The sequence below is a fragment of the Microcella daejeonensis genome (assembly GCF_026625045.1).
GTDB classification, from domain to species: domain Bacteria; phylum Actinomycetota; class Actinomycetes; order Actinomycetales; family Microbacteriaceae; genus Microcella; species Microcella daejeonensis.
Genome location: NZ_CP113089.1, coordinates 2,088,154 through 2,114,737 on the forward strand (window position 1 = coordinate 2,088,154; position 26,584 = coordinate 2,114,737).

The 26,584-nt window shown below is 73.8% G+C and carries 22 protein-coding genes and 1 tRNA gene; 11 read left to right on the plus strand and 12 right to left on the minus strand.

What is annotated here, in order from left to right:
- Positions 1–24: 24 nt before the first annotated feature.
- From OVN18_RS10170 to OVN18_RS10210, 9 genes are all read right to left on the minus strand, one after another.
- The gene (locus OVN18_RS10170; protein ID WP_267780671.1) at positions 25–1,467 is read right to left on the minus strand and encodes a dihydrolipoyl dehydrogenase family protein; all 1,443 of its coding nucleotides are present in this window, start codon (positions 1,465–1,467) and stop codon (positions 25–27) included.
- Positions 1,468–1,473: 6 nt separating this feature from the next.
- On the minus strand, positions 1,474–2,259 hold the full coding sequence (locus OVN18_RS10175) for a crotonase/enoyl-CoA hydratase family protein (protein ID WP_267780673.1): 786 nt from the start codon (positions 2,257–2,259) through the stop codon (positions 1,474–1,476).
- Positions 2,260–2,265: 6 nt separating this feature from the next.
- A complete protein-coding gene (locus OVN18_RS10180) occupies positions 2,266–3,078 on the minus strand; it encodes an arginase family protein (RefSeq protein ID WP_267780674.1) in 813 nt (270 codons plus the stop codon).
- Entirely contained in the window at positions 3,075–4,118 is a 1,044-nt protein-coding gene (locus OVN18_RS10185) for a DUF418 domain-containing protein (protein WP_267783000.1), read from the minus strand. The genes OVN18_RS10180 and OVN18_RS10185 overlap by 4 nt, the downstream gene beginning before the upstream one ends.
- A 94-nt stretch (positions 4,119–4,212) precedes the next feature.
- Positions 4,213–4,947, minus strand: coding sequence for a PspA/IM30 family protein (locus OVN18_RS10190; protein WP_267780675.1), 735 nt, complete (start codon positions 4,945–4,947; stop codon positions 4,213–4,215).
- Positions 4,948–5,144: 197 nt separating this feature from the next.
- Positions 5,145–7,292 (minus strand): TPM domain-containing protein, encoded by a 2,148-nt coding sequence (locus OVN18_RS10195; protein WP_267780676.1) that lies wholly within the window; start codon positions 7,290–7,292, stop codon positions 5,145–5,147.
- Positions 7,293–7,412: 120 nt separating this feature from the next.
- On the minus strand, positions 7,413–8,162 hold the full coding sequence (locus tag OVN18_RS10200; protein ID WP_267780678.1) for a hypothetical protein: 750 nt from the start codon (positions 8,160–8,162) through the stop codon (positions 7,413–7,415).
- Entirely contained in the window at positions 8,152–8,766 is a 615-nt protein-coding gene (locus tag OVN18_RS10205) for a sigma-70 family RNA polymerase sigma factor (RefSeq protein WP_267780679.1), read from the minus strand. Before OVN18_RS10205 ends, OVN18_RS10200 begins: the two co-directional genes overlap by 11 nt.
- A gap of 45 nt (positions 8,767–8,811) precedes the next feature.
- Positions 8,812–10,635 carry a phosphoenolpyruvate carboxykinase (GTP) gene (locus tag OVN18_RS10210; protein WP_267783001.1) on the minus strand — a complete coding sequence of 608 codons (1,824 nt, stop codon included), beginning with the start codon at positions 10,633–10,635 and terminating at the stop codon, positions 8,812–8,814.
- 150 nt (positions 10,636–10,785) lie between these two features.
- Between OVN18_RS10210 and OVN18_RS10215 the strand changes: the two genes are divergently transcribed.
- A complete protein-coding gene (locus OVN18_RS10215; RefSeq protein ID WP_267780680.1) occupies positions 10,786–12,225 on the plus strand; it encodes a helix-turn-helix domain-containing protein in 1,440 nt (479 codons plus the stop codon).
- 23 nt (positions 12,226–12,248) lie between these two features.
- On the opposite strand, the gene OVN18_RS10220 is transcribed toward OVN18_RS10215, so the two are convergent.
- Positions 12,249–13,442: a RimK family alpha-L-glutamate ligase gene (locus OVN18_RS10220; protein WP_267736925.1), complete on the minus strand. Its 1,194-nt coding sequence runs from the start codon at positions 13,440–13,442 to the stop codon at positions 12,249–12,251.
- Between the two features lie 25 nt (positions 13,443–13,467).
- On the opposite strand from OVN18_RS10220, the gene OVN18_RS10225 reads away from it, so the two are divergent.
- A complete protein-coding gene (locus OVN18_RS10225) occupies positions 13,468–13,944 on the plus strand; it encodes an ATP-dependent zinc protease family protein (protein ID WP_267736927.1) in 477 nt (158 codons plus the stop codon).
- 114 nt (positions 13,945–14,058) lie between these two features.
- Here the strand turns inward: OVN18_RS10225 and OVN18_RS10230 are convergent.
- Positions 14,059–14,131 (minus strand) — tRNA-Arg (locus OVN18_RS10230).
- A gap of 55 nt (positions 14,132–14,186) precedes the next feature.
- On the opposite strand from OVN18_RS10230, the gene OVN18_RS10235 reads away from it, so the two are divergent.
- A complete protein-coding gene (locus tag OVN18_RS10235) occupies positions 14,187–15,047 on the plus strand; it encodes a transglutaminase-like domain-containing protein (RefSeq protein WP_267780681.1) in 861 nt (286 codons plus the stop codon).
- 17 nt (positions 15,048–15,064) lie between these two features.
- On the opposite strand, the gene OVN18_RS10240 is transcribed toward OVN18_RS10235, so the two are convergent.
- Positions 15,065–15,670, minus strand: a complete 606-nt coding sequence (locus OVN18_RS10240; RefSeq protein ID WP_267780683.1) for a hypothetical protein — start codon at positions 15,668–15,670, stop codon at positions 15,065–15,067.
- Between the two features lie 62 nt (positions 15,671–15,732).
- On the opposite strand from OVN18_RS10240, the gene argS reads away from it, so the two are divergent.
- The 8 genes from argS (at position 15,733) to prfA (ending at position 26,582) form a co-directional block, all read left to right on the plus strand.
- Positions 15,733–17,397 (plus strand): arginine--tRNA ligase, encoded by a 1,665-nt coding sequence (gene argS, locus OVN18_RS10245; protein ID WP_267780684.1) that lies wholly within the window; start codon positions 15,733–15,735, stop codon positions 17,395–17,397.
- Positions 17,398–17,399: 2 nt separating this feature from the next.
- Positions 17,400–18,221, plus strand: coding sequence for an LmeA family phospholipid-binding protein (locus OVN18_RS10250; protein ID WP_267780685.1), 822 nt, complete (start codon positions 17,400–17,402; stop codon positions 18,219–18,221).
- An 88-nt stretch (positions 18,222–18,309) separates the two neighbouring features.
- Complete coding sequence (gene lysA, locus OVN18_RS10255) at positions 18,310–19,764, plus strand: diaminopimelate decarboxylase (protein WP_267780686.1); 1,455 nt, start codon at positions 18,310–18,312, stop codon at positions 19,762–19,764.
- Entirely contained in the window at positions 19,761–21,089 is a 1,329-nt protein-coding gene (locus OVN18_RS10260) for a homoserine dehydrogenase (protein WP_267780688.1), read from the plus strand. Before lysA ends, OVN18_RS10260 begins: the two co-directional genes overlap by 4 nt.
- A 5-nt stretch (positions 21,090–21,094) precedes the next feature.
- Positions 21,095–22,180, plus strand: a complete 1,086-nt coding sequence (gene thrC, locus OVN18_RS10265; RefSeq protein WP_267780689.1) for a threonine synthase — start codon at positions 21,095–21,097, stop codon at positions 22,178–22,180.
- Positions 22,180–23,127 (plus strand): homoserine kinase, encoded by a 948-nt coding sequence (thrB, locus tag OVN18_RS10270; RefSeq protein WP_267780690.1) that lies wholly within the window; start codon positions 22,180–22,182, stop codon positions 23,125–23,127. The genes thrC and thrB overlap by 1 nt, the downstream gene beginning before the upstream one ends.
- 171 nt (positions 23,128–23,298) lie before the next feature.
- Positions 23,299–25,458, plus strand: coding sequence for a transcription termination factor Rho (gene rho / locus OVN18_RS10275; protein ID WP_267780691.1), 2,160 nt, complete (start codon positions 23,299–23,301; stop codon positions 25,456–25,458).
- A gap of 41 nt (positions 25,459–25,499) precedes the next feature.
- Complete coding sequence (gene prfA, locus OVN18_RS10280) at positions 25,500–26,582, plus strand: peptide chain release factor 1 (RefSeq protein ID WP_267736938.1); 1,083 nt, start codon at positions 25,500–25,502, stop codon at positions 26,580–26,582.
- The last annotated feature ends 2 nt before the right edge of the window (positions 26,583–26,584 follow it).

Genomic DNA, 26,584 nt, shown 5'->3' on the forward strand with positions numbered 1-26,584 from the left:
CACGCAGTGCTCAGTGCGTCGCGCTCAGTGCGCTGATGAGCGCTGCGCGCGATCCGTCTCGAGCAGGCGCAGCCACACCTCGCTCATCGTCGGGTAGGAGGGCACGGCGTGCTGGAGGCGGGAGATCGGCACCTCGCCGACGACCGCGATCGTCGCGGCGTGCAGCAGCTCGGCCACGTCGTCCCCGACGACCGTGAATCCGACGATGACGTCGCGCTCGACGTCGACCACCATGCGGGCCGTTCCCTCGTAGCCGTCGGCGTGTAGGGATGCGCCCGCGACCCACCCGAGGGCGTAGTCGACGACGCGGGTGCGCAGCCCGCGCTGCTCGGCCTGCGCCGCGGTGAGACCGACGCTCGCGACCTCGGGGGAGGTGAAGGTCACCTGGGGCACGGCGGCGTGGTCGGCGGTGGCGACGTGCGCCCCCCACGGCGCGTCGTCGACCCGCTCACCCCGGGCGCGCGCTGCGATGACGTCGCCGGCCGCGCGGGCCTGGTACTTGCCCTGGTGCGTCAGGAGGGCTCGGTGGGTGACGTCGCCGACGGCGTAGAGCCACGCGCTGCCGGGCACCCGCAGCGTGTCGTCCACGTCGATCCAGGCGCCCTCCTCGAGCCCGACCGTCTCCAGCCCGATGCCGGTCGTGCGCGGCGTGCGCCCCGTGGCGACGAGCACCTCGTCGGCCTCGATCGCGTCACCGGAGTCGAGCACCAGGTGCACCGGCCCCTCGCCCTCGCGCCGCACCTCGACCGGGGAGGCGTGCATGAGCACGCGCACCCCGCGCGACTGCAGACGCTGAGCGACGGCCTCGCCGGCGAAGGGCTCGGCGCCCCCGAGCAGGGTGCCGCGGCTGATGAGGGTCACGGAGGAGCCGAGCGAGCTCCAGGCGGTGGCGAGCTCGCATCCCACGACGCCGCCGCCGATGATGGCGAGGCGCTGCGGCACCTCCTGGGCGCTCGTCGCCTCGCGGGCCGTCCAGGGCCGGGATTCCGCGAGACCCGGCACGGGCGGGATGAGCGCCTCGGAACCCGTGCAGACGGCGACGGCGTGCCGGGCATCCACCGCGTGCTCGACGCCCGCGGCGTCGGTGATGATGACGCGCCGCTCGCCGTCGAGGCGGCCGTGACCGCGGGCGAGGGCGATGCCGGCGCCCTCGAGCCAGCGCACCTGCCCCGCGTCGTCCCAGTGCGAGGTGAACGAGTCGCGCCGCGCGAGAACCGCCGCCGCATCGAGCTCGCCCGTGACCGCCTCGCGAGCGCCGCCGAGCGCGCGGGCGGCCTCGAGGGCCGCGGCGGAGCGCAGCAGCGCCTTCGAGGGCATGCAGGCCCAGTACGAGCACTCGCCGCCGACGAGCTCGTGCTCGACGAGCAGCACGCTGAGGCCGCCCTGCACGGCGCGGTCGGCGACGTTCTCGCCCACCGCCCCGCCGCCGAGCACGATGAGGTCGTAGGTGCTGTCGAGTGATGCCATCACGGGCTACCTTCCGGTGAAGTGCGGGGTCGATCGGGTCATGAAGGCCTCCATGCCGATGCGCGCGTCGTCGGTCTGCATGAGCCGCACGAGCTCGCCCTGCAGGCGCGCCTCGGCGGCGGCCGGGCCCTCGCGCTCGGCGAGGCGGGCGTTCGCGAGCGTCGCCTGCACGGCGAGCGGGGCCTGCGCGGCGATGCGCTCGGCGAGCTCGAGAGCCCGGTCGAGCTGGGAGCCCGCGGGCACGACCTCCTGCACGAGACCCATGCGGCGGGCCTCGGCGGCGTCGAAGCGGTCGCCCGTGAGCATCCAGCGCATCGCATCGCCCCACCCGGCGCGCGCGGCGAACCGGGTGGTGGCGCCGCCGAAGGGCAGGATCGCGCGCGAGACCTCGAGCTGCGCGAACACGGTGTCATCCGCGGCGACGACGACGTCGCTCGCGAGCGCGAGCTCGATCCCGAGCGTCAGGCAGGTGCCCTGCACGGCGAGCACCACGGGCTTCGAGACCTGCGCGCCCTCCGTGCCCCACGGGTTGATGCCGCCCTCGGGCACCATGCGCAGGCCCTCCGGGCCGATTCGCGGGGCGAGGTCGCCGAGGTCGAGCCCCGCCGTGAAGTGGTCCCCGTGCGCGTGCACCACCCCGACCCGCAGCCCGGGGTCGCGGTCGAGCTCGCCGTAGGCGAGGGCCAGCTGCTCGAGCATGGCCAGGTCGGCGGCGTTGCGCTTCTCCGGGCGGTTCAGCCCGATCAGAAGCAGGGGGCCTCGGCGGTCGACGGTGACGCGGTTCTCGCTCATGGCCGCTCAGCGTAGCGAGGCGGGCTCGACCGGTCGGGTGAGCGCCGAGACGATTCGCAGGATGCTCGGCAGGTCGTCGACCGCGGCCTCCGCGTCGGCCGGGGCGAACTCGGTCACCCCCGCACCCCGCAGCGGTAGGGCCGCCCGCACCGCCAGCAGGGTGGAGACGAGATCGGCCGTCGTCTCGCCGAACGGCGTCGCGAAGGCGACCCCGGCGAACTCGCCCGGGTCGAGCACGTCGAGGTCGACGTGGGCGTAGAGCCCGGTGGCCCCGTCGGCCGCGCGCGCGGCGACCGCCTCGGCGGCCGTCCCGGGGGTGACGCGGGCGATGCCGAGCTCGGCGACGGCCTGCTCCTCGGCGGGGTCGAGGTCGCGCGCGCCGAGCAGCAGCACGTCGTCGGCGGCGATCACGCCGTCATCGATGAGCGCGCGCAGCACCATGCCGTGGAAGGCGCCGGAGGGGGAGCTCGTGGGCGTGTTGAGGTCGGCGTGGGCATCCGCCCACAGCAGCACGGTGCGCCCGGCGCGGGCCGCGTGCTCGACCGCCGCGTACTCGACGCCGCAGTCGCCGCCGATGGTGATGGGCGTCGCGTCGACGGCCGCCATCTCGCGCGCCTGGCGCTCGCGCACGAGCCGCAGCGAGCTGTACCGGTGGATGCCGGTGCCCTCGCCGTCGCCCGCCTCGAGCGGCACCGCCACGAGGGTGGTGGCCGATTCGGGCAGGTCGCCCTGGATCGCCAGGGCGCCGTCGACGAGCCGCATCGCGCGGTCGCTGCCGGAGCCCTGCCACTGCGGGACGACGAAGAAGTGGGAGGTCATGCGCGCAAGTCTCGCACCGAGCGGTAGCGGAACGGCAGACCGGCCGCGCGCTGCAGCACCCACTCGAGCGGACCGGGCAGGCGGAGGGCCTGCCAGGCGAGCGCGAAGGCCGCGGCGGCGACCGAGAGTACGAGAAGCGCGACCCAGCCGACGACCCCGTCGAACTGCCCGGCGGGGCCGAGCGGGGAGATCGCCGCGAGCACGAGCAGGTGGGCGACGTAGATCGTGAGCGGCATGCGGCCGATCGCGGTGATCGGCGCGAGCAGGAGGCCCAGGGCGCGGCGGAGGGCGGTGGCGGCGGGGGAGGGTGCGGGTGCGGGCGCGGGGGTGGGGGACGCCGCGGCGCTCGTGGCGCCCTCCGCGGGCAGAGGCGGGTCGAGCAGCACGAGCAGCAGGCCGACGACCGCGGCCGCGAGCCCGCCGGCGCCCAGCAGCTCGGCCGTCGTGCCGCTGTGCGCCGAGGCGTCGACGCCCGGCAGCACGGCGGCGGCTCCGTAGCCCGCGACCGCCGCGATCGCCCCGAAGCCGATGAGCGCCGTGCGCGTCCGCGCGAGCCCGAGATCGCTGCGCGCGGCGATCAGGCCCGCTGCTAGCACGGGCACCCAGAGCAGCGCCGGGTACCAGCCGGTGAGCAGGTAGTCGATCGCGGTGTCGAGCGGCTCGCCGGGGAGAGGGCGCGCCTCGACGGCCCGGCGCAGGAGGGGGCCCGCGACGAGCACCGCCGCTCCGACCCCGGCGAGCACGAGCCGGGAGGCCAGCAGCAGCGGGATCATCGCTAAGAACATCACGCCGTAGTAGTCGAGGATGACGGCGACGCCGTGGGGGAGCATCCACAGCAGCACGCCCATGGCGAAGAGCACGAGCGCGCGGATGGCGAGCCGGGCGCGCGCCTCGCCGCGGCTCGCGGGCGGCGTCGGTCGCGCTCCGCCCGTCACGAGTCCCAGCGCCACCCCGGCGACGAGGGCGAAGAGCACCGAGGGGCGGCCGTCGACGAGCAGCTCGTCGGTGCTCGTGCGGGGCACGGTGTGCGCGGCGAACATGCCGAGCACGGCGAGTCCGCGCGCGGCATCGACCCCCGTCCAGCGGAGGGCCGGGCGGGGGTCGGATGCGGAGTGCGGCGTGCTGATGGCGGCCCTACTGTCCGATCGCGGGCGGCGTGGAGCCGCTCTTGAGGGCGGCGAGCCGGGCCTCGATCTCGGTGGTGCGCCCGACGTCCTCCAGCTGCTCGAACTGGGCGTCGAGGCTCGAGGCGGCGAGCTCCTGCTGGCCGAGCACCTTGGCCTCCTCGCGGCGCACCTTCTCCTCGAAGCGGCCGAGCTCGCTCGTCGGGTCCATGATGTCGATGCTCTTGACGGCGTCGAGCACCTGGCTCTGCGCATCGGCGATCTTCGCGCGGGCGACGAGCTGGTCGCGCTTGGCGGCGAGCTCGCCGAGCTTGCCGCGCATCGCCTCGAGGCCCGACTTGAGCTTGTCGACGACCTCGGTCTGCGAGGCGATCGTGGGCTGCGCGGCGCGCGCCTCGGTCTCGGCCGAGAGCTGCTTGCCGAGGGCGATCTTCGCGAGGTTGTCGAACTTGTCGGCGTCGGCGGCGTTGCCCGCCGCGCGGTACTCGTCGGCCTTGGCGCTCGCGGCGACGGCCTTGCGGCCCCAGTCCTGCGCGGTCGCGACGTCCTCGGCGTAGTCCTGCTCGAGCAGGCGCAGGTTGCCGATGGTCTGCGCGATCGCCGCCTCCGCCTCCTGGATGCTCGCGGAGTAGTCGCGCACCATCTGGTCGAGCATCTTCTGCGGGTCCTCCGCCGAGTCGAGCAGGGCGTTGATGTTGGCCTTCGCGAGCTGGGCGATGCGGCCGAAGATCGATTGCTTCGTCATGGTCGGGTGTTGCCTTTCGGATCGGTGGTCGGGGAGCGGGGGACGGTCGCGTCGGTGCGGGTCGTCAGGGTCGGTGCCGGTCGTCGGTGCGGGTCGTCGGTGTCGGTCTCGGTCGGGGGCTCGGTCTCAGTGTCGGTCTGGGTCTCGGTGCCGGTCGTGGGGCATCGGGATGCCCGCACCAGCTTCGCGGGCGCTCCTCAGAATCTGCCGCCTCCACTGCGGCGACCGGATGACCGGCCCCCGCCGCTCGAGGCGCGCCGGGCGCCGCCGCCGAAGCCGCCGCCCCCGAAGCCGCCGCCGCCGGATCGCCGGGAGGAGCCGAACGACGGCCCCCCGAAGCCGGAGCCGCCCGAGCCGCGCGACCCGCCCCCGCCGCTCAGCAGCCCGCCGATGATGCCTCCGATGATGGCGTCGCCGATGCCGCTGCCCCCGCGCGAGCCGCCCATCGCGCCGCCCAGCATCCCGCCGAGGCCGCCGAGGCCGCCGAGACCGCCGCCTCCGCCGGCACCGCCGAGGAGGCCGCCCTGCTCGGCGCCGTCGAGGCGCGAGGCGACGTCGGCCTGCGCGGCCTCGAGAGCCTGGGCCGCGCGCTGGACGGCCTGCTGCGAGGCGGCGACCGCCGCGAGGGGATCGGCCTGCTGCGCCGCGACGGCCGTGTCGAGCAGCGCCTGCGCCTCGGCGAGCGCGGCCCGGGCGGTCGCCCCGACTGCGCCGCGATGCGCGGCGATGAACTCGGCGGCGGAGAGGATGCGGCTGCGCGCCGCCGCGAGCGAGCGATCGAGCGCGGCGACCGCCGCGGCCCGGCGGTCGACCTCCGCGCGGGCGCTGTCGATCGCGGCGTCGAGAGCGCGATCGGCCTCGACGAGCCGGTGCGCAGCGGCGAGAGGATCGGCGGCCCCCTGATCGGTCGCGGCGCGGGCCGCCTCGGCGGTGGCGATCGCGGCCGCGAGCGCCTCGCTCGCGGGGAGCCCGCGCGCCGCGGCGATCCCCTGCTCGAGCTCGACGCGATGGGCGGGGAGCGCGACGGCGGCGGCGTCGAGCTCGGCGGCGAGGCGCTCGAGCCCGTCGAGCGAGGCGGTGAGCTGCGATTGGGCGAGCTGGGCGGCGCGCACGTCGACGGCGGCGGCTCCCGTCGCGCCGGCCGCGACCGACTGCTCGGCCTCGGCGAGCTCCGCCTCGATGAGGGAGAGCAGGCCCTGCTGCTGCGCGTCGGCGTCGGCGACCGCGGTGAGCGCGGCGGGCGCGAAGCGGGTGCGCAGCGCCTCGAGCTGCTGCGCGGCGGCCTGCGCGCGATCCTGCAGGGCGGGGTGGGCGGCGCGCAGGGCGGGCAGGGCCTCGGGCAGGCCGGCCTCGACGTCGCGGAGGGCGTCGAAGGCCTCCTCCTGCTGCTCGAGCAGGGCATCCGCCTCGTCGCACAGGGCGGCGGCGCGCTGCAGCCGCGCCTGCCGCTGCTCGCCCGTCTCGCCCTCGGGGGCGGCGGTGCCGCCGTGCAGACGGAAGGCCTCGGCGACGCGCGCGCGGGCCTCGCGCACCGCGTCGCGGAACGGCGCGACCGCCTCGGCCCCGAACTGCGCCTCGGCGAATCCGAGCTCCTGCTCGCTCGTCGTGAGGGCGTCGTCGAGCTCGACGAGACGACGCGAGGCGCGGGCCTCCGTCTGGGCGGGCGTCTCCCGATCCGGCGCTCCGCCGCCTCCCGCGCCGGTGCGCCGACGCCGCCGCAGCACGAGCCAGATGACGACGGCGATGACGACCGCGCCGAGCACCACGATCGCCAGCAGGGGAGCCCCGCCCGCACCGGTGGACTGCCCGCGCAGCGCCTCCGAGAAGGCGATGACGCCGCCGGCGTAGTCATCGGCGCGCAGGGCGGGCAGCAGCGCCTCGGTCTCCGCGCGGGCGAGGGTCGCGTCGTCGACGGGCCACTCCGCCCCGACCGAGTAGGCGTAGGCCCGGTCGTCGACGGCGATCGCCAGCAGGGCGTCGCGGTCGCCGAGACCGGAGACGACGGCCGAGCGGTCGGCCCAGTCGGCGGGCGTCGCGGTGCCGTCGAAGCGATCGGTGACGACGACGAAGAGGGATGCCCCCTCCGCCTCGATCAGGGCGTCGAGCTCCGCCTCGATCATCTCGATCCGACCGTCGAGCACCCCCGTCTCGTCGAGCACGTAGGCGCCGCCGAGGTCGACGGGTTCGGAAGCGAGGGCCGGGCTCGGCGCACCGCCGACGACGAGGGCGAGCGCGGCCGCGGCGGCGAGCAGGCGGCGCGGCGCACGGCCCGTGCCCCGGGCGCGGGAGCGCGGCGGCGTCAGGGAGGGCGCGGTGCGATCCGGCTCGCGAGCTGTGCCTGCCATGGCGTCCTCTTCCGCATCCGGCGACGTCGGCGGCGACCCCGCTCGGGTGCGCCGCGCCGGAGCGCCGTCGCGGGAGATTCTAGTCAGGCGGGGCGGCGCGAGCGCGAGCATCCCGCACCGTCATCGGGCGCCGATCCGCGAGGGCTCGGAGATCACGGCGACCACCTCGCCGCCGGCGTCGAGCAGTTCGACGGCGACGGCGGCCAGGAGCGCGGCCCCCTCGACGGCGGCGGGGTCGAGCGGGGCGCCCGTCGCGCACGAGGTCGTCGGCACGAGGGCCGTCCAGGTGCGCTCGGCACCGGGGTCGAGCGCGAAGCGCGTCGCTGCGCTGCCATCCGTTCCGGCCGGTCCGATGATCCGGCCGTCGCTCGCGAGCGCCGCAGCCGGTTCGGAGACCAGGCGCAGCTCGAGGGGCGCCTCCGCGGTGCCGCGCAGCGTGATGCGCACCGGGATGCCCTCCGGACCGGCGTCCCCGGTGGCGCGCACGACGAGCTCCAGCCCCGAGTCGGGCTCGACCGGCGGTGCCGCGCCGCACGCCGCCAGCGCGCCGGCATCGACCCCGCCGCCGCCGACCCCGCCGTCACTGTCGGCGCCGCCCCCGCTCTCCGCCCCGCCGTCCGCCTCGCCCGCCGTCGGCGCGTCGGCCGACTCGTCCGCCGCCGAGATGACGCCGCCCACCCCGGGCAGGGCCGCGATCGCGAGCCCTCCGGCGCCGAGCACGAGCATCGCCGCAGCCGTGCCGGCGAGCAGCTGCGCGGGCAGGCGACGGGCGCGGCTGGCGCGCACGGCGGCGCCGACGTCGAGGCGGGATGCCCCGGGCGCGCCCTCCGCCGCGCGGTCGAGCGCGATGCGCAGCTGCTCATCCGACACGGGAGCCTCCTCGGGTCGTGGCGTCGTCGTCGAGCGCGCGCGGTCCGCCGGCCGACGGGTCGGATCCCTCCGCGAGCACCCCGGTGAGCCGGGTGAGCGCGTCGCTCACGTACCGCTTGACGGCGCCCTCGCTGATGCCGAGCTCCGCGGCGATGACCGCGACGGGCTGGTCGCCGTAGTACCGCAGCACGACGCAGGCGCGCTCGCGGGGGCTGAGGCGCGCGAGCGCGACGCGCAGATCGTACCGGCGGTCGACGCGCTCCGACTCGGCGGAGGCGACCTCGGGCCCGAGGTGCAGGTGCGCGGATCGTCTCCAGCGGGCGCGCCGCCGCCCGCCGTCCACGGCGGCGGCGAGCACCGCGCGCTTGACGCGGGTCTCGGCGAGGTCGAGATCGGTGGTGGGGCGCAGGCGTCCGAACGCGGTCACGAGGGCCGACTGCACGAGGTCGGCGGCGTCGTCCTCGTCGCCGCACAGCAGGTGCGCGTAGCGCAGCAGGGCGTCGCCGCGCTCGGCGACGAGGCGCGCGAGCACCCGCTCCCAGCCCTCCGCCGCGCGTGCCACCGCTCCGCCCTCCGCCGTCGCCCCCGCCGGGGCTGCGGCCACCCTCGCACGCCAGGGCGCGGGAGGGAAGACGGAGCGGTGAGCGGGCTAGGCCTCGAGGCGGTGCCGCAGCAGCGCGAGCTGGCGGTCGAGCTCGGCGGGCATCCGATCGCCGAAGGTCGCGAAGAACCGCTCGATGTCGTCGGTCTCGCTGCGCATGGCCTCCGCATCGACGGCGAAGAGCTCGGCGAGCGCCGCGTCGTCGAGGTCGAGACCGTCGACGTTGAGCTCGCCGGGGCGGGGGACGGAGCCGAGCGGGGTCTCGGCCGCGCTCGCGCTGCCCTCGAGCCGCTCGACCATCCACTGCAGCACGCGCGCGTTCTCGCCGAACCCGGGCCAGAGGAACGAGCCCTCGGCGTCCTTTCGGAACCAGTTCACCTGGAACACCCGGGGCACCCGCGCCGAGCGGCGCAGCGTGCGGCCGAAGGCGAGCCAGTGCGCGAAGTAGTCGGCCATGTTGTAGCCGCAGAAGGGGAGCATCGCGAAGGGGTCCCTGCGCAGCTCGCCCACGGTGCCTTCGGCGGCCGCCGTCTGCTCGGAAGCGATCGTGGCGCCCATGAAGACACCGTGATCCCAGTCGCGCGCCTCTACCACCAAGGGCACGTTGCTGGCTCGGCGGCCGCCGAAGATGATGGCGTCGATGACGACGCCCTCCGGGTCCTCCCACGTGCCCGCGATGGACGGGCACTGCTGGGCGGACACGGTGAATCGCGAGTTCGGGTGGGCGGCGGGCCGGCCGGAGTCCGGCGTCCACTGCTCGCCCCGCCAGTCGGTCAGGCCCGCAGGAGCGTGCTTGCTGAGCCCCTCCCACCACACGTCGCCGTCCTCGGTGCGGGCGACGTTGGTGAAGATCGTGTTGCCCCAGAGGGTCTCGACCGCGGTCGGGTTCGTCGCCGGGCCGGTGCCCGGGGCGACGCCGAAGAAGCCCGCCTCGGGGTTGATCGCGCGCAGGCGGCCGTCGGCCCCGATGCGCAGCCAGGCGATGTCGTCGCCGATCGTCTCGACCGTCCAGCCCGGGATGCTCGGCGTGAGCATCGCGAGATTGGTCTTGCCGCACGCGCTCGGGAAGGCGGCGGCCAGGTGGTAGGCCTTGCCCGTCGGAGCCGTCACCTTGATGAGCAGCATGTGCTCGGCGAGCCAGCCCTCGTCGCGCGCCTGCACCGAGGCGATGCGCAGCGCGAAGGCCTTCTTGGCGAGGATGGCGTTGCCGCCGTAGGCGGAGCCGTACGACCAGATCTCGCGCTCCTCGGGGAACTGCACGATGTACTTGGTCTCGTTGCACGGCCACGGCACGTCCTTCTGGCCGGGAGAGAGCGGGGCGCCCACGCTGTGCAGGGCGGCGACCCAGTCGGCGCCGCGCTCGATCGCACCGAGGGCGGCGGAGCCCATGCGGGTCATCGTGCCCATGCTGACGACGACGTAAGGGGAGTCGGTGATCTGCACGCCCATCTTCGCCATCGGCGATCCGACCGGCCCCATCGAGAAGGGCACGACGTAGAGGGTGCGCCCCCGCATCGCGCCGCGGAACAGCTCGGTGAGCTCCGCGCGCATGGCGGTCGGCTCCGCCCAGTTGTTGGTGGGGCCCGCGTCGGCCTCGTCCCGGGAGCAGATGAAGGTGCGCTCCTCGACGCGCGCGACGTCGCGCTCGTCGGAGCGGGCGAGGAACGAGTAGGGCCGCAGGTCGGGGTTGAGCTGCTCGAGGGTGCCGGCGGCGACGAGGCCCTGCAGCAGCTCGTGCCGCTCGCGGGTCGAGCCGTCGCACCAGTGCACGGCGTCGGGCTGCAGCAGCAGCGTCATCTCATCGACCCAGGCGACGACGTCGGAGGGCCGCAGGGCCGGAGCCGCCGGGGAGGCCGCGGTGCGCGGGGGCATGTCGCGGCCGGTGCGGGGATGCTCGATCAGCGTCACGGGGAACTCCACTCTCGACAAGGAAACCTGGATGTGACCAGTCTGATGAGGTCCGGGCATCCATTCTGGTGGATTCAGTCGAAAGATCAGCGTTTCTTTCGGTATGGTCAAGGCATGAGCGACCTGATGATCCTCGGCCAGCGCATCCGGCACTTCCGCACCGAGGCGGATCTCACCCTCGACCAGCTCGGCGAGCGCGTCGGCGTCGCCGGCAGCCAGCTGTCGCTCATGGAGAACGGCAAGCGCGAGCCGCGCATCGGGCTGCTCACCGGCATCGCCGAGGCGCTCGGCGTGCCGCTCGCCGCGCTGCTCGACGAGAGCCCGCCGACCGAGCGCGCCGCGCTCGAGGTCGAGCTCGAGCGGGCGCAGCGCTCCACCCTCTACGGCTCGCTCGGCCTCCCCGTCGTGCGGCCCGGCCGCTCGATGAGCGACGAGGTGCTCGCCTCGCTCGTCGGCCTGCACCGCGAGCTCGTCGCGCGCGAGCGCCGCACGATCGCCACCCCCGAGGAGGCGCGGCGGGCGAACACCGAGCTGCGCCTGCACATGCGCACGCTCGACAACCACCTGCCCGAGATCGAGGAGCTCGCCGAGCGCACCGTGCGCGAGACCGGCCACGTCAGCGGAGCGCTCACCCACCGCGAGGTGGAGGTCATGGCGACGCGGCTGGGCTTCGAGCTCGTCTACGTGCACGACCTGCCGCACTCCGCGCGCTCGGTGACCGACCTCGAGAACGGGCGCATCTACCTGCCGCCGGCGTCGATCCCCGGCGGGCACGGCCTGCGATCGATGGCGCTGCAGGCGATCGCCCACCGGCTGCTCGGCCACGAGGTGCCGAGCACGTACGCGCAGTTCCTCCAGCAGCGGCTCGAGATCAACTACTTCGCCGCGGCCTGCCTCATGCCCCGCACCCAGTCGATCTCGTTCCTCGCCCAGGCGAAGGCCGACCGCAACATCGCGGTCGAGGATTTCCGCGACGCCTTCGGCGTCACCCACGAGGCCGCGGCGCTGCGGTTCACGAACCTCGCGACGGCGCACCTCGACCTGACGCTGCACTTCCTCCGCGTCGGCGACGACGGCGCCGTGTACAAGGCCTACGAGAACGACGGCCTCCGTCTGCCGGTCGACGTCACGGGCTCGGTCGAGGGCCAGCTGGTGTGCCGCAACGTCGCCGCGCGCCGGGCCTTCGCCCGCACGACGCGCACGACCGAGTACTACCAGTACACCGACACGCCCGACGGCACCTTCTGGGAGTCGACGCAGATCGGATCCAGCTCGACCGACGAGTACTCGATCACCGTGGGCGTGCCGTTCGCGCAGGCGAAGTTCTTCCGCGGGCGCGAGACGACCGAGCGCCGGGTGTCGACCTGCCCCGACCCTTCGTGCTGCAAGCGCCCCGACGGCTCACTCGGCCGGCGCTGGGGCGGCAAGGTCTGGACGAGCGCGAAGCTGCACGCGCACATCCTCTCGCCGCTGCCGAGCGGAACCTTCCCGGGCGTCGACGATCAGGAGCTCTACGCGTTCCTCGAGGAGCACGCGCCGCGCGCGGCGCAGTAGCGGCGCGGCGGACGCGCCTCGGCTCAGGCGGCGGGCGTCGGCTTGGGCAGCTTGGGCAGCTTGCGCACGGATGCCCGGCGCCGCCTGCTCGGCGTCATCGACCGCATCTCGTCCATCTTGCCGAAGCAGAGCAGGCGGTCCTCGGCCTGCAGCACCTGCCCGCGACGGGGGTTCGGGATGACGGTGGTGCCGCGGTTGAGGGTCAGCACGGTGATGTCCCGCTCGAGGATCCCCGAGTCGCCGAGGGTCGTGCCGACGATGTCGGCCCCGGCGTGCACGACCAGCTCCGCCACCCCGTAGCCCGTCGAGACGGCGAGCCGCTGGCGCACGTCGATGTCGGGGAACGCCACCTCGTGGGCGATGTAGTCGATGATCGCGCCGGCGACGTCGAGCTTCGTCGCCGTCTCGATGCCCTGCAGGCCGGGGGAGGAGTTGACCTCCATGACCAGCGGGCCGTCGTTGCCCTCGAGCATGTCGACGCCGGCGACCCGCAGGCCCATGATCTGCGCCGAGCGCACGGCGGCGCGCTCGTAGGCGGGGTCGAGCGTGACCGCCTCGACGCGCCCGCCGCGGTGCACGTTCGAGCGGAACTCGTCGCCGTCGGCCGTGCGGCGCATCGCCGCGACCACCCGATCGCCGACGACGAGCGCGCGGATGTCGCGCCCGCGGCTCTCGGAGATAAAGCTCTGGATGAGCACGTTCTGGTTCGTGGAGTGCAGCGTCTCGATGATCGCCTCGGCGACCTTCACCTGCGGGGCCAGGATGACGCCGATGCCCTGCGTGCCCTCGAGCAGCTTGATGACGACGGGCGCTCCGCCGACGCGCTCGATCGCCGGGCGCACATCGGCCCGGTTGCGCACGAAGGCGGTCGCGGGCATCGCGATGTCGTGGCGGGAGAGGATCTGGGTCGCGCGCAGCTTGTCGCGCGCGTTGCTGATGCCGTTGGCGGTGTTGGGCGTGAAGACGTCCATCTGCTCGAACTGCCGCACGACGGCCGTGCCGAAGTAGGTGATCGAGTTGCCGATGCGGGGGAGCACGGCGTCGTAGCTCGACAGCGGCCGGCCGCGGAAGTGCAGGTCGGGCTCCGGCCCCGAGAGGTCGATCGCGAACCGCAGCGTGTTGAGCACCTTGACGGTGTGGCCGCGCTGCACGGCGGCGGTCCGCAAGCGCCCGGTCGAGTACGACTGCGGGGCGCGCGAGAGAATGGCGATCTTCATGGGGAGCCCCTGACAAGATGGTGACGTGACGAGGAGCGCCCATTCAACCACCATCGCGGGGTGGCGCGAGTGGGTCGGCCTGCCCGGGGTGGGCATCCCGTGGATCAAGGCGAAGCTCGACACGGGCGCCCGCACCTCGACCATCCACGCCTACGACGTGCACGTCGAGGGGGAGGGCGCGGAGGAGCGCGTGCGCTTCCGCATCCGTCCGTGGCAGGACAGCGACGAGGACGAGGTCGAGGTCGAGTGCCCGGTGCACGATCGGCGCCGGGTGCGCAGCTCCTCCGGCCACGCGCAGGAGCGCATCGTCGTGATCATGGAGGTCGCGATCCACGGCGTCGTCGTGCCGACCGAGATGACGCTGAGCAACCGCGACGCGATGGGGTTCCGCATGCTGATCGGCCGCCAGACGCTGCGGCAGGGCTTCGTGGTGGATGCCCGGCGCTCGTTCCTCGGGGGCAGGGCCCCCAAGGAGGTCCGCCGCGCCAACCGCGGCCGCTGACCGCAGCGCCGACCGCGTCGCAATGCGCACTTCGGAACGCCGCGCGACAGCACCCCGGAACGCAGCGACGGCCCGGGATCGTCATGATCCACGGGCCGTCGTGCACTGCGGTCGCGCCCCCGGCAGGATTCGAACCTGCGGCCCTCAGTACCGGAAACTGATGCTCTATCCCCTGAGCTACGGAGGCGTGACTACTAGCCTAGCGGGTTCCCCGGGGGCTTCCGTCGTGCCAGAGTGACGGCATGACGGGGGAGCGGGCGGACGTCGGCGGCGAGCGGCACGACGGTGCGCTCGTGCGCAGGGTCGGCAGCCGGCTCCAGGCCGAGCTCAGCGGCGAGAGCGGGCTCGTGCTCGCCGTGGCGGTCGCGGATCCGAGCCCCGCCGAGCTCGTGGAGTCGCTGCGGGTGACGCTCGACGGGCATCCCGTCGCCGTCACCGAGGTCGCCGGGCCCGGCGGCACGCGCTGGCACACCGCGCAGGCGGGCCCGGGCTCCCTGGAGATCGACTACCGGGCGACGGTCACCGGCCGGGCGGCGCCGCGCCGGGTCGAGCCCGTCGATCGCATCGTGCACGTGCGCCCGAGCCGCTACGCGCAGGCCGATCTGCTCTACAGCGACCTGCTGCCGGCCGGGCTCGTCGACGAGTTCATGGCGATCCCGCCGCGCGAGCGCGTGCGCGTCGTGCGCGACTGGGTGCGCGAGACGCTGGACTACCGCCCCGGCTCGACGGGCCCGACCGACGGCATCGTCGAGACCCTCGAGCAGGCAAAGGGCGTGTGCCGCGACTTCGCGCACCTGCTCGCCGCGATCCTGCGGGCCACCGACCTGCCGGCGCGCACCGTCTCGGTCTACGCGCCGCAGCTCGTGCCGATGGACTTCCACGCCGTCGTCGAGGTGGCGATCGACGACGAGTGGCTGCTGCTCGACGCGACCGGGCTGGCGCCCCGATCCGGGATGCTCCGCATCGCGACCGGGCGGGACTCGGCCGACACGGCATTCCTCGCCAACGACGGCTCGTGGCTGACGCTCACCGGCATCCGCGTCGAGGCCGAGACCTCGGAGCCGCTCGAGGAGGACCCGGCGGCCGAGGTCGCCCTGCGCTGACCGCGCAGGGCCCGCCGCTAGCCCCCGGTGCTCGCGCGCGCGGCGTCGGCGAGCGGCTGCAGGTCGCCCTCGCCGAAGAACGACGGCGCCTCGACGACGATCCAGCGGTCGCCGGCGAGCACCTCGAGGGTGCTCGTCGCGCCCGCGGTGCGGAACGCGGCGCCGCGGGAGGCGACCTGCTCGGCGAGGGCCTCGACGCTCCCCGGCGCCACGCGCGCGGCCGAGACCGCGATGCGCTCCCCGCTGCTCTGGTTCAGGTACCCGCACGCCGAGCCCTGCAGCTGCGCGGCGACGGGGGCGAGCGCCCACGCCCCCGGGTCGAAGGCGGGGTCGGTGCCGACGTTGGGGTTGAAGTCGTAGAGGGCCTGCGGGCTCACGAGGGCATCGCAGCCGACGCCGAGCGGAACCGCGACGAGGGCGGCAGCGTCCGGCTGCTCCGCGGGGGCGCTCGGCGAGGGCTCGGGGGTGGCCGAGGGCTCCGGGCTCGCCGAGAGCTCGGCGCTCGCCGAGGGCTCCGTCGGCGAGGCGCTCGGCTCCGCCGCGTCGTCGTCGCCGACGCATCCGCTCAGCACGATCGCCGTCACCATCGCGGCCATCGCCGCACCCCGCATCCGCCCCGTCATGCGGCCATCATGCCCTCTCCCCGCGGCGGCCGTCCGCGGCGCGCCCGGTAGGATCGACCCTCGTGAATCCCGACCTCCTCGCCGCCTCCCTGCTCGCCGTCGTGACCGCTGCCGTGGGTCGACGCGACGAGGCCGAGGCGGCCCGTCTGAGCGTCGGCGACATCGCCCTCGAGCGGCCGCGCAACCGCGATCACGGCGACTGGGCGACGAGCGTCTCGCTGAAGGTCGCCAAGCGCATCGGCCTGGCGCCGCGCGCGCTCGCCGAGGAGCTCGTGCCGGGCATCCAGGCGATCGAGGGCGTCGCCGCCGTCGACATCGCCGGTCCGGGCTTCCTCAACATCCGCCTCGACGCGGCGGCGGCGGGGATGCTCGCCCGCACGATCGTCGAGGCCGGCGCCGACTACGGCCGCACCGAGACCCTTGCCGGCCAGGTCATCAACCTCGAGTTCGTCTCGGCGAACCCCACCGGCCCGATCCACCTGGGCGGAACGCGGTGGGCGGCCGTAGGCGACTCGCTCGCCCGGATCCTCGACGCCTCGGGTGCGGACGTCTCGCGGGAGTACTACTTCAACGACCACGGCGCGCAGATCGATCGATTCGCGCGGAGTCTCGTCGCGGCCTACCAGGGGGAGCCGACTCCCGAGGACGGCTACGGCGGGCAGTACATCTCCGACATCGCGGATCGTGTGGTGGCGCGCCGTGCCGATCTCCCCTCCCTCGAGCCGGCGGAGCTGCAGGAGGCGTTCCGTGCAGAGGGCGTCGACCTGATGTTCGGCGACATCAAGCAGAGCCTGGCGGACTTCGGAGTGCACTTCGATGTGTTCTTCCACGAGAACACGCTCCACGAGGACGGCGCCGTCGAGCGGGCGATCGCTCGCCTCCGCGAGCTCGGGCACATCTTCGATGCCGATGGCGCTGTCTGGCTCCGCACCACGGAGTTCGGCGACGACAAGGACCGCGTGGTCGTCAAGTCGGACGGCGAGGCGGCCTACATCTCCGGGGATCTCGCCTACTACCTCAACAAGCGCGAGCGCGGCTTCAACCGCTGCATCATCATGCTGGGCGCCGACCACCACGGCTACGTGCAGCGGTTGATGGCGATGTGCGCGGCCTTCGGCGACACGCCGAACGAGACGCTGCAGGTGCTCATCGGCCAGATGGTCAACCTCGTGCAGGGCGGCACTCCCGTGCGGATGTCCAAGCGCGCGGGGACGGTCGTGACGCTCGAGGATCTCGTCGAGCTCGTCGGCGTCGATGCGGCCCGCTACGCGCTCGTCCGCAGTTCGAGCGACTCGAATCTCGACGTCGACCTGGACGTCCTGCAGAAGCGCACCAACGACAACCCGGTCTTCTACGTGCAGTACGCCCACGCGCGCACGCACCAGGTCGCGCGCAATGCGGCTGCCGCGGGGGTGCGCCGCGAGGAGGGCTTCGCGGCCGAGGCGCTCGTGGAGGAGTCGGAGAGCATCCTGCTGGGTGCTCTCGCGGAGTTCCCGCGCATCGTCGCTCAGGCCGCCGATCTGCGCGAGCCGCACCGCGTCGCGCGGTACCTCGAGGAGCTCGCGGCCTCGTACCACCGCTGGTACGACTCCTGCCGCGTGGCCCCGCAGGGCGACGACGCAGTGGAGGACGTGCACCGCGCGCGCCTCTGGCTCAATGACGCCTCCGGTCAGGTGCTGCGCAACGGGCTCGACCTCCTCGGGGTCTCCGCCCCCGAGCGGATGTGAGAGTGAGCGAGAGCACGGGCTCGGATCCGACCCCCACGTCCGCCCCGATGCCGACCTCCGCGCCGCCGCGCCGTCGTCGCCCCGGGCTCGTCGTCGTCATCGTGCTCGGAGTGGTCGTGGCCCTGGTCGTCGTGGCCGCGATCATCGCCGAATCGGTCGTGCGCCAGCAGGCGGACGCCCGTGTCGCCGACGAGGTGCGATCCGCGCTCTCCCTGCCCGCCGAGCAGCCCGTCGACGTGCGCATCGCCGGCGCATCCGTGCTGCTGCAGCTGCTCGGCGGTCGTCTCGACGAGGTCGAGGTGACCGCCGATCGCATCGAGGTCCCGCCCTTCCAGGGCGACCTCGCGCTCATCCTCACCGGGGTCCCGCTCGATCCGGCGCAGCCCGTCGACGCGGTCTCGGCGACCGTGACCGTGCCCGAGGAGGTCGTCCGCGCGGCCGGCGAGGGCTTCCTCGAGCTGCCGTTCCAGGGCCTCGAGCTCGAGGACGGGCTCATCCGTCTCGCGACGGCCCTGCCGGTCTTCGGTGCGGAGCTGCCGCTGACGGTCGCTCTCGAGCCGAGCGTCGAGGCCGGCGCGCTCGTGCTCACCCCGACCGATGTCGCGCTCGCCGACGGCGCCGATGTCCCGCTGGGCGATCTGCTCGGGCTGCTCGGTCTCGACGCGGAGGGCGGGGCTCTCGCCGCTCCGACCATCTGCGTCGACGAGCGTCTGCCCGCGGGGATCTCGCTGCGGTCGGTCGTCGTCGCCGGCGAGACCATCGCGCTCGAGCTCGGCGGTGAGGGCGTCGTGCTCGCCGGATCGAGCACCGGCTCCTGCGGCTGATCCACCCACCGGGCGTCCCGTAAACTCGGGCGTCGGCGCGATCCGCCGTCCTCCCGCATCCTCCCTCCTCACGACAGGCACTCGCACCGTGACCGTGAACCCCCTCGCTCCCGCGCGGCTCCGCCACCCGGAGGACGCGAACGCGCTCGCCGCCGCCGTGTGGCCCGGGTCAGCGCGGCGCGACGAGACCGGCGCGCTCGAGATCGGCGGCGTCCCGGCGACGCGGCTCGCGGCATCCCACGGCACCCCGCTCTACGTCATCGACGAGGCGGATGCCCGCCACCGGGCCGTGCGCACCCGCCGCGCCTTCGACGCGGCCTTCACCGCCATCGGCAGCCGCGCCACGGTGTACTACGCCGGCAAGGCGTTCCTCAGCACCGAGATCGCGCGCTGGATGTCGGCCGACGGTCTCAACATCGACGTCGCGAGCGGCGGCGAGCTCGCTGTCGTGCTCGCGGCCGGGGTCGACCCCGCACGGGTCGGCCTGCACGGCAACAACAAGTCGCTGCGCGAGATCGACCGCGCGGTCGGCGTCGGCGTCGGCGCGATCGTCATCGACTCGCTCGTCGAGATCGAGCGCATCGCCGCGGCGGCCGAGCGGCACGGCCGCACGCAGGCCGTGCGGCTGCGCATCAACTCGGGCGTGCACGCGCACACCCACGAGTACCTCGCCACCGCGCGGGAGGACCAAAAGTTCGGCATCCCGCTCGCCGAGGCGCCCGCCGCGGTCGCCGCCATCCGCGCGCACGCCCCGCACCTGCGGTTCCTCGGGCTGCACTCGCACATCGGCTCGCAGATCTTCGTCGTCGACGGGTTCCTCGAAGCGGCCCGGCGCCTGCTCGCGCTGCACGCGACCCTGCTCGATGGCGGCGAGGTTCCCGAGCTCAACCTCGGCGGCGGCTTCGGCATCGCCTACCTCGAGGGCGACGACCCGCTGCCGATCGAGCGCATCGCGGAGGGGCTCGCCGAGGCGGTGGCCTCCGTGTGCGGCGAGCTGGGCATCCCGGTACCGGCGATCGCGGTCGAACCGGGGCGCACGATCATCGGCCCCGCGGGGGTGACCCTGTACGAGGTGGGCACGACGAAGGACGTCGTGGTCGGCCTCGAGGGCGGCGGCACGGCCGTGCGGCGCTACGTGAGCGTCGACGGCGGCATGAGCGACAACGCCCGCCCAGCCCTCTACGGCGCCGACTACGGCGTGCGGCTGGCCGGTCGCGTCTCCGACGCCGACCCCGCGCTCGTGCGCCTCGCCGGCAAGCACTGCGAGAGCGGCGACATCGTCGTGCACGCCGACTACCTGCCCGGTGACGTGACCCCCGGCGACCTCGTCGCCGTGCCCGCGACCGGTGCGTATTGCTTCTCGCTCGCGAGCAACTACAACTACCTCGCCCGCCCCGCCGTCGTCGCCGTGCGCGACGGCATCGACCGCGTCATCGTGCGCGGCGAGACGGAGGAGGATCTGCTGCGCCGCGACGTGCTCGCCGGCGCCGGCACCGGCGCCGACGCCGCAACCGCAGTCGAACGACAAGGAGACCCCGCGTGATCGAGTACCGAAACCTGCGCATCGCCGTCCTCGGCGGCGGATCCGTCGGATCCCAGGTCGCCGACCAGCTGCTGCGCCACGGCGACGAGCTCGGCTCGCGCATCGGCGCCGGCCTCGAGCTCGTGGGCGTCGCGGTGCGAGATGTGGATGCCCCGCGCGACACCGAGATCCCGCGCGAGCTGCTCACCGCCGACGCCGAGAGCCTCATCCTGGGCTCCGACATCGTCGTCGAGCTCATGGGCGGCATCGAGCCCGCGCGCACGCTCATCCTGCAGGCCCTGAACTCGGGAGCGGACGTCGTCACCGCCAACAAGGCGCTCCTCGCCACCCACGGCCCCGAGCTCTTCGAGGCCGCCGAGCAGGTCGGCGCCCAGCTCTACTACGAGGCCGCCGTGGGCGGGGCCATCCCGATCATCCGGCCGCTGCGCGATTCGCTCGCGGGCGACCGCGTCGAGCGCATCCTCGGCATCGTGAACGGCACGACGAACTTCATCCTCGACCGCATGGACCGCCACGGCGAGAGCATGGAGGAGGCGCTCGCGACGGCGACCGAGCTCGGCTACGCCGAGGCCGACCCCACGGCCGACATCGAGGGCTTCGACGCGGCGCAGAAGGCCGCGCTGCTCGCGAGCCTCGCCTTCCACACGCGCATCCCGCTCGACGAGGTGCACCGCGAGGGCATCACGCAGGTGACGCTCGACGACGTGCGCGCGGCGCGCAAGGCCGGCTACGTGGTCAAGCTGCTCGCCATCTGCGAGCGCATCGTCGACGCCGCGGCTTCCGTCGACGGCGTCTCCGCCCGCGTCTACCCGGCCCTCGTGCCGCTCGACCACCCCCTCGCGGCGGTGCACGGCGCCAACAACGCGATCTTCGTCGAGGCCGAGGCCGCGGGCCCCCTCATGTTCTACGGCGCCGGCGCCGGCGGCATCCAGACGGCCTCGGCCGTGCTCGGCGACGTGGTCTCGGCCGCCCGTCGGCACGTCGTCGGCGGCCCGGGTGTGGCAGAGTCGACGAATGCCGACCTGACGGTGCTGCCCATCAGCGCCGTCACCACCCGCTACCAGATCACCCTCCAGGTGGCGGACGAACCCGGCGTGCTCGCGCGAATCGCCACCCTTTTCAGCGAGCACGGGGTCTCCCTCGAGACGATCGAGCAGTCGATCGTCGCCTCCGACGCCGAGCAGGCGGGCAGCGCGCCCGCGGCTACCCTGGTGATCGGCACCCATGAGGCCCGGGAGGCCGATCTCGCCGCAACGGTCGCGGCACTGACCACCAGCACGGTCGTCCACAGCGTGACCGGCGTGCTGCGAGTAGAAGGACTGTAGAAATCTTGTCGAAGCAGTGGCGCGGTCTCCTGCACGAGTACGCCGACCGTCTGAACATCTCCGCGGCGACGCCGATCATCACGCTCGGCGAGGGCGGCACGCCGCTCATCCCGGCGCGGTACCTCTCCGAGCGCACCGGCGCCGACGTCTACGTGAAGTACGAGGGGATGAACCCCACGGGCTCCTTCAAGGACCGCGGTATGACGATGGCCATCTCGAAGGCCGTCGAGCACGGCGCGAAGGCCGTCATCTGCGCCTCGACCGGCAACACCTCGGCCTCGGCGGCCGCCTACGCCACGCACGCGGACATCACCGCCGCCGTGCTCGTGCCGGAGGGCAAGATCGCGCTCGGCAAGCTCAGCCAGGCGATCGCCCACAAGGCCGAGATCATCCAGATCGAGGGCAACTTCGACGACTGCCTCGAGATCGCGCGCGAGCTCGCCACCGGCTACCCGGTGCACCTCGTCAACTCCGTCAACCCCGATCGCATCGAGGGCCAGAAGACGGCCTCCTACGAGGTCGTCGAGGTGCTCGGCGACGCCCCCGACTTCCACCTTCTGCCGGTCGGCAACGCGGGCAACTACACCGCCTACCACCGCGGCTACCGCGAGGAGCTGGAGCGCGGTGTCACGACGAAGCTGCCCCGCATGTTCGGCTTCCAGGCCGCGGGCAGCGCCCCGCTCGTCACCGGCTCGGTCGTCAAGAAGCCCGAGACCATCGCGAGCGCCATCCGCATCGGCAACCCCGCCTCGTGGGAGCTCGCGCTGCACGCGCACGCCGACAGCCAGGGCTACTTCGGCGCGATCGACGACGCGCACATCCTCGAGGCGCACCGCCTCCTCTCGCAGGAGGTCGGTATCTTCGTGGAGCCCGCCTCGGCCATCTCGGTCGCGGGACTCCTCGAGCGCAGCGAGGCCGGCGTCATCCCGCGCGGGGCGACCGTGGTGCTCACCGTCACCGGCCACGGTCTGAAGGATCCGCAGTGGGCGCTCAAGCGCGCCGACGGCTCCGAGGTCTCGCCGACCGTCGTGCCGGCCGACACCGCGGGCGTCGCGGAGGTGCTGGGCCTCACGCGCGAGGCCGTCGTCTGATGACCGACCCGCGGCTCGCGGGCCGCCGGGTGCACGTCAAGGTGCCCGCCACCACCGCCAACCTCGGGCCGGGCTTCGACACGCTCGGGCTCGCCCTCGCCGTCTACGACGAGCTCGACGTCGCCGTTCGCGATGCTCCCGGCGCCACGGTCGTCGTGCACGGCGTGGGGGAGGGGGAGGTGCCCACCGACGAGACGAACCTCGTGGTGCGCTCCATCCGGCACACCTTCGACGCTTACGGCATCCCGATGCCCGGTCTCGACCTGGTCGCGCGCAACGTCATCCCGCACGGGCGCGGCATGGGCTCCTCCGGCGCGGCGATCGTCGCGGGGGTCATGGCCGCCAAGGGGCTCCTCGAGGGCATCGTCGACATCGACTCCGCGGGGCTGCTCGCGCGCGCGACGGAGCTGGAGGGGCATCCCGACAACGTCGCCCCCGCCCTCTTCGGCGGCCTCACGATCGCCTGGATGGCGGAGGACGGCCCGCAGCACAAGCGCCTCACCGTGCACCGCGGCGTCTCGCTGCTCGTCTGCGTTCCGGAGACGAGCACGATGTCGACGGCGCTCGCGCGCTCCCTGCAGCCGGAGTCGGTGCCGCACGCCGACGCGATCTTCAACGTCTCCCGCTCGGCGCTGCTCATCGCGGCGCTCATCCAGAGCCCCGAGCTGCTCTTCGCCTCGACCGAGGACAGGCTGCATCAGAACTACCGGGCCGCGGCCATGCCCGAGACCGATGCGCTCGTGCAGGCGCTGCGGGCGAAGGGCTACGCGGCCGTCGTCTCGGGCGCCGGGCCCTCGGTGCTCGTGCTCTGCGGCGACCCCGCCGAGCGCCTCGCGGCCGCCGAGGTGGTGGCCGCGGCGAGCACCACGCCGTGGCAGGCGCACATGCTGGCCGTCGATTTCAAGGGTGCTACAGTGGTGCCGAATCCGGTCGAGACCGTCGCCTAGGCGCATCTCCCCGGTCATCCCCAAGCAGCTCTCGCTTTCTCCCGGCGCTCCGCGATCACCGCGCGACGGCCGTTCCACAGCACGTCCCGCCGCCTCTCTGGTGCGGCCGGTGTCGAAGCGATTGCCATCCTTCGCGGCAGTGCGCCGCGGAGTCGAAAGGACCAACCCCCTGTGACTGATTCCCTCGACCGCGCCACGAGCGCGGGCGTCCCCGCCGACCTGACCACCCTCAAGCTCCCGCAGCTGCAGCAGCTCGCCACCGAGCTCCGCATCCCCGGGGTCTCGAAGCTCCGCAAGGGCGACCTGCTCGCCGCGATCACCGCCCATCAGGCCGGTGACGCACCCGCCCCCGACGCCGTCGTCGACACGACCGCCGCGGTGGATGCCCCCGCCGAGGCCCCCGTGGCCGCCGAGGCCGCGCCCGCCGCGGAGGCCCCCAAGCGCCGCGCCTCGCGCCGCGTCTCGAGCGACACCGTGACCGCAGCCGTGCGCACGACCTCGGAGCAGCCCGCCGAGCCCGTGACCACCACCGCCGGCGCCTCGTCCGCGAGCGCCGAGCCCGCCGCCGAGGCCACCGCCGACACCGCCGCCGCCGAGGCCCCTGCTGCCGAGACCGAGCAGCCCGCCGCGACGGCGCGCTCGGGTCGCGGCAACCGTCGTTCCGCTCGCGCCCACGTCGCGGGCGGCGAGGCCGGCGTCGATGTGGCCGAGGCGGCGCCGTCCGCCGCCGCGCCGACGGACGGCGCCGACGAGCCCGCCTCCGCCCCGCGCGACGAGGAGGCCCGCGAGGGCGACGAGCAGGGCGAGGGCCGCGGTCGCGGTCGCAACCGCAACCGTCGCAGCCGCGGCGACCGCCAAGGCGGCGGTCAGAACCCGGCGCAGAACGGCTCCGAGGCCGAGGGCGACGACGCCCGTCCGGCCCGCGGCCAGCAGGGCGGCCGCCAGAACGGCCAGCAGAACCAGAACGGCCAGCAGAACCAGGGCGGCCAGCAGAACCAGAACCGTCAGGGCGGCCAGCAGAACGACGGCGGCCAGAACGGCCCGCAGGCGCAGGGCAACCGCGCGGCGGAGCAGGACGCCGATGCGCGCGGCCGCGGCCGCGGGCGCGACCGCAAGCGCGGGCGCGGACCGGGCGGCGACGACTTCGAGCCCGAGGTCAGCGACGACGACGTGCTCATCCCCGTGGCGGGCATCCTCGACGTGCTCGACAACTACGCCTTCGTGCGCACCACCGGCTACCTGCCCGGCCCGAGCGACGTCTACGTCTCGCTCGGTCAGGTGAAGAAGTACCACCTGCGCAAGGGCGACGCGGTCGTCGGCGCGATCCGCCAGCCCCGCGAGGGCGAGAACCAGGGCCGTCAGAAGTACAACGCCCTGGTCTCGATCGACTCCGTCAACGGTCAGACGATCGAGGAGGCGGGTGCGCGCGTCGAGTTCGGCAAGCTCACCCCGCTGTACCCGCAGGAGCGCCTGCGCCTCGAGACCGAGCCGCAGAAGCTGTCGACCCGCATCATCGACCTCATGGCGCCCATCGGCAAGGGCCAGCGCGGCCTCATCGTCTCGCCGCCCAAGGCCGGCAAGACGCTCGCGCTGCAGGCCATCGCCAACGCGATCGCGAAGAACAACCCCGAGGTGCACCTCATGGTCGTCCTCGTGGACGAGCGCCCCGAAGAGGTCACCGACATGCAGCGCTCGGTGAAGGGCGAGGTCATCGCCTCGACCTTCGACCGCCCCGCCGAGGATCACACCACGGTCGCCGAGCTCGCCATCGAGCGCGCGAAGCGCCTGGTCGAGCTGGGCCACGACGTCGTCGTGCTGCTCGACTCGATCACCCGCCTCGGTCGCGCCTACAACATCACGGCGCCCACGAGCGGCCGCGTGCTCTCGGGCGGCGTCGACTCGGCGGCCCTCTACCCGCCGAAGCGCTTCTTCGGCGCGGCGCGCAACATCGAGGACGGCGGCTCGCTGACCATCCTCGCCACCGCGCTCGTCGAGACCGGTTCGAAGATGGACGAGGTGATCTTCGAGGAGTTCAAGGGCACCGGCAACATGGAGCTGCGCCTCTCGCGCCAGCTCGCCGACAAGCGCATCTTCCCGGCCGTCGACATCAGCGCCTCGGGAACCCGTCGCGAGGAGATGCTCCTCGGGGCCGAGGAGGTCAAGGTCACCTGGCGCCTGCGTCGCGCCCTCGCCGGCCACGACCCGCAGCAGTCGCTCGAGATCGTCCTCGGCAAGCTGAAGGAGACGCAGTCGAACGTCGAGTTCCTCGTGCAGATCCAGAAGGCGCTGCCGCAGACCGGCCACCAGGGCTCCGCCCACAAGGACGACTGACCGAGCGGGCCCACACGGGCCCGATCACGAGGGAGCACGACATGTTCGACTCGGTCGGCGCACTGATCGCCGAGCACGAGGAGCTGCAGGAGCAGCTCGCCGACCCCGCGGTGCACGCCGACGCGGGGCGGGCCAAGAAGCTCAACCGGCGCTACGCCGAGCTGAGCCGCATCGTGCACGCCAACACCGTCTGGCTGCAGGCGCAGGACGACCTGCGGGCGGCGCGCGAGCTGGCCAAGGAGGACGAGGCCTTCGCCGAGGAGGTACCGGCGCTCGAGGAGCGGGTGGCGACGACGCAGGAGAAGCTGCGCCGCCTGCTCATCCCGCGCGACCCCGACGACGCCCGCGACGTGATCATGGAGATCAAGGGCGGCGAGGGCGGCGAGGAGTCCGCGCTGTTCGCCGCCGACCTCCTGCGCATGTACACGTACTACGCCGAGTCGCGGGGGTGGAAGACCGAGCTGCTCGACGCGACCAGCTCCGACATGGGCGGGTACAAGAACGTGCAGGTGGCGATCAAGTCGAACGCCTCCGATCCCTCTCAGGGCGTCTGGGCGAGCCTCAAGTACGAGGGCGGCGTGCACCGCGTGCAGCGCGTTCCGGCGACCGAGTCGCAGGGGCGCATCCACACCTCGACGACGGGGGTGCTCGTCTTCCCCGAGGTGGACGAGCCGGAGGAGGTCGAGATCAACCAGAACGACCTCAAGATCGACGTCTTCCGCTCCTCCGGGCCCGGCGGCCAGTCGGTGAACACGACCGACTCCGCCGTGCGCATCACGCACCTGCCCACGGGCATCGTCGTGTCGATGCAGAACGAGAAGAGCCAGATCCAGAACCGCGAGGCCGCCATGCGCGTCCTGCGCGCCCGCATCCTCGCGAAGCACCAGGAGGAGGTGGATGCCGCCGCCTCCGACGCCCGCAAGAGCCAGATCCGCGGCATGGACCGCTCGGAGCGCATCCGCACGTACAACTTCCCTGAGAACCGCATCGCCGATCACCGCACGGGCTACAAGGCGTACAACCTCGACACCGTGATGAACGGGGCGATCGGACCGGTCATCGAGTCGTGCATCCAGGCCGATGAGGAGGCGCGTCTCGCCGCCCTCGGCGAGACCGACTCCTGACC

Bases quoted from the DNA above. Each gene is read 5' to 3' on its own strand.
- prfA (WP_267736938.1), top strand. From the start codon at position 25,500: ATGTTCGACTCGGTCGGCGCACTGATCGCCGAGCACGAGGAGCTGCAG.
- OVN18_RS10210 (WP_267783001.1), bottom strand. From the start codon at position 10,635: ATGCCCCCGCGCACCGCGGCCTCCCCGGCGGCTCCGGCCCTGCGGCCC.
- OVN18_RS10240 (WP_267780683.1), bottom strand. From the start codon at position 15,670: ATGACGGGGCGGATGCGGGGTGCGGCGATGGCCGCGATGGTGACGGCG.
- OVN18_RS10175 (WP_267780673.1), bottom strand. From the start codon at position 2,259: ATGAGCGAGAACCGCGTCACCGTCGACCGCCGAGGCCCCCTGCTTCTG.
- OVN18_RS10180 (WP_267780674.1), bottom strand. From the start codon at position 3,078: ATGACCTCCCACTTCTTCGTCGTCCCGCAGTGGCAGGGCTCCGGCAGC.
- OVN18_RS10235 (WP_267780681.1), top strand. From the start codon at position 14,187: ATGACGGGGGAGCGGGCGGACGTCGGCGGCGAGCGGCACGACGGTGCG.
- OVN18_RS10170 (WP_267780671.1), bottom strand. From the start codon at position 1,467: ATGGCATCACTCGACAGCACCTACGACCTCATCGTGCTCGGCGGCGGG.
- OVN18_RS10215 (WP_267780680.1), top strand. From the start codon at position 10,786: ATGAGCGACCTGATGATCCTCGGCCAGCGCATCCGGCACTTCCGCACC.
- thrB (WP_267780690.1), top strand. From the start codon at position 22,180: ATGACCGACCCGCGGCTCGCGGGCCGCCGGGTGCACGTCAAGGTGCCC.
- OVN18_RS10220 (WP_267736925.1), bottom strand. From the start codon at position 13,442: ATGAAGATCGCCATTCTCTCGCGCGCCCCGCAGTCGTACTCGACCGGG.
- OVN18_RS10195 (WP_267780676.1), bottom strand. From the start codon at position 7,292: ATGGCAGGCACAGCTCGCGAGCCGGATCGCACCGCGCCCTCCCTGACG.
- OVN18_RS10190 (WP_267780675.1), bottom strand. From the start codon at position 4,947: ATGACGAAGCAATCGATCTTCGGCCGCATCGCCCAGCTCGCGAAGGCC.
- OVN18_RS10185 (WP_267783000.1), bottom strand. From the start codon at position 4,118: ATGTTCGCCGCGCACACCGTGCCCCGCACGAGCACCGACGAGCTGCTC.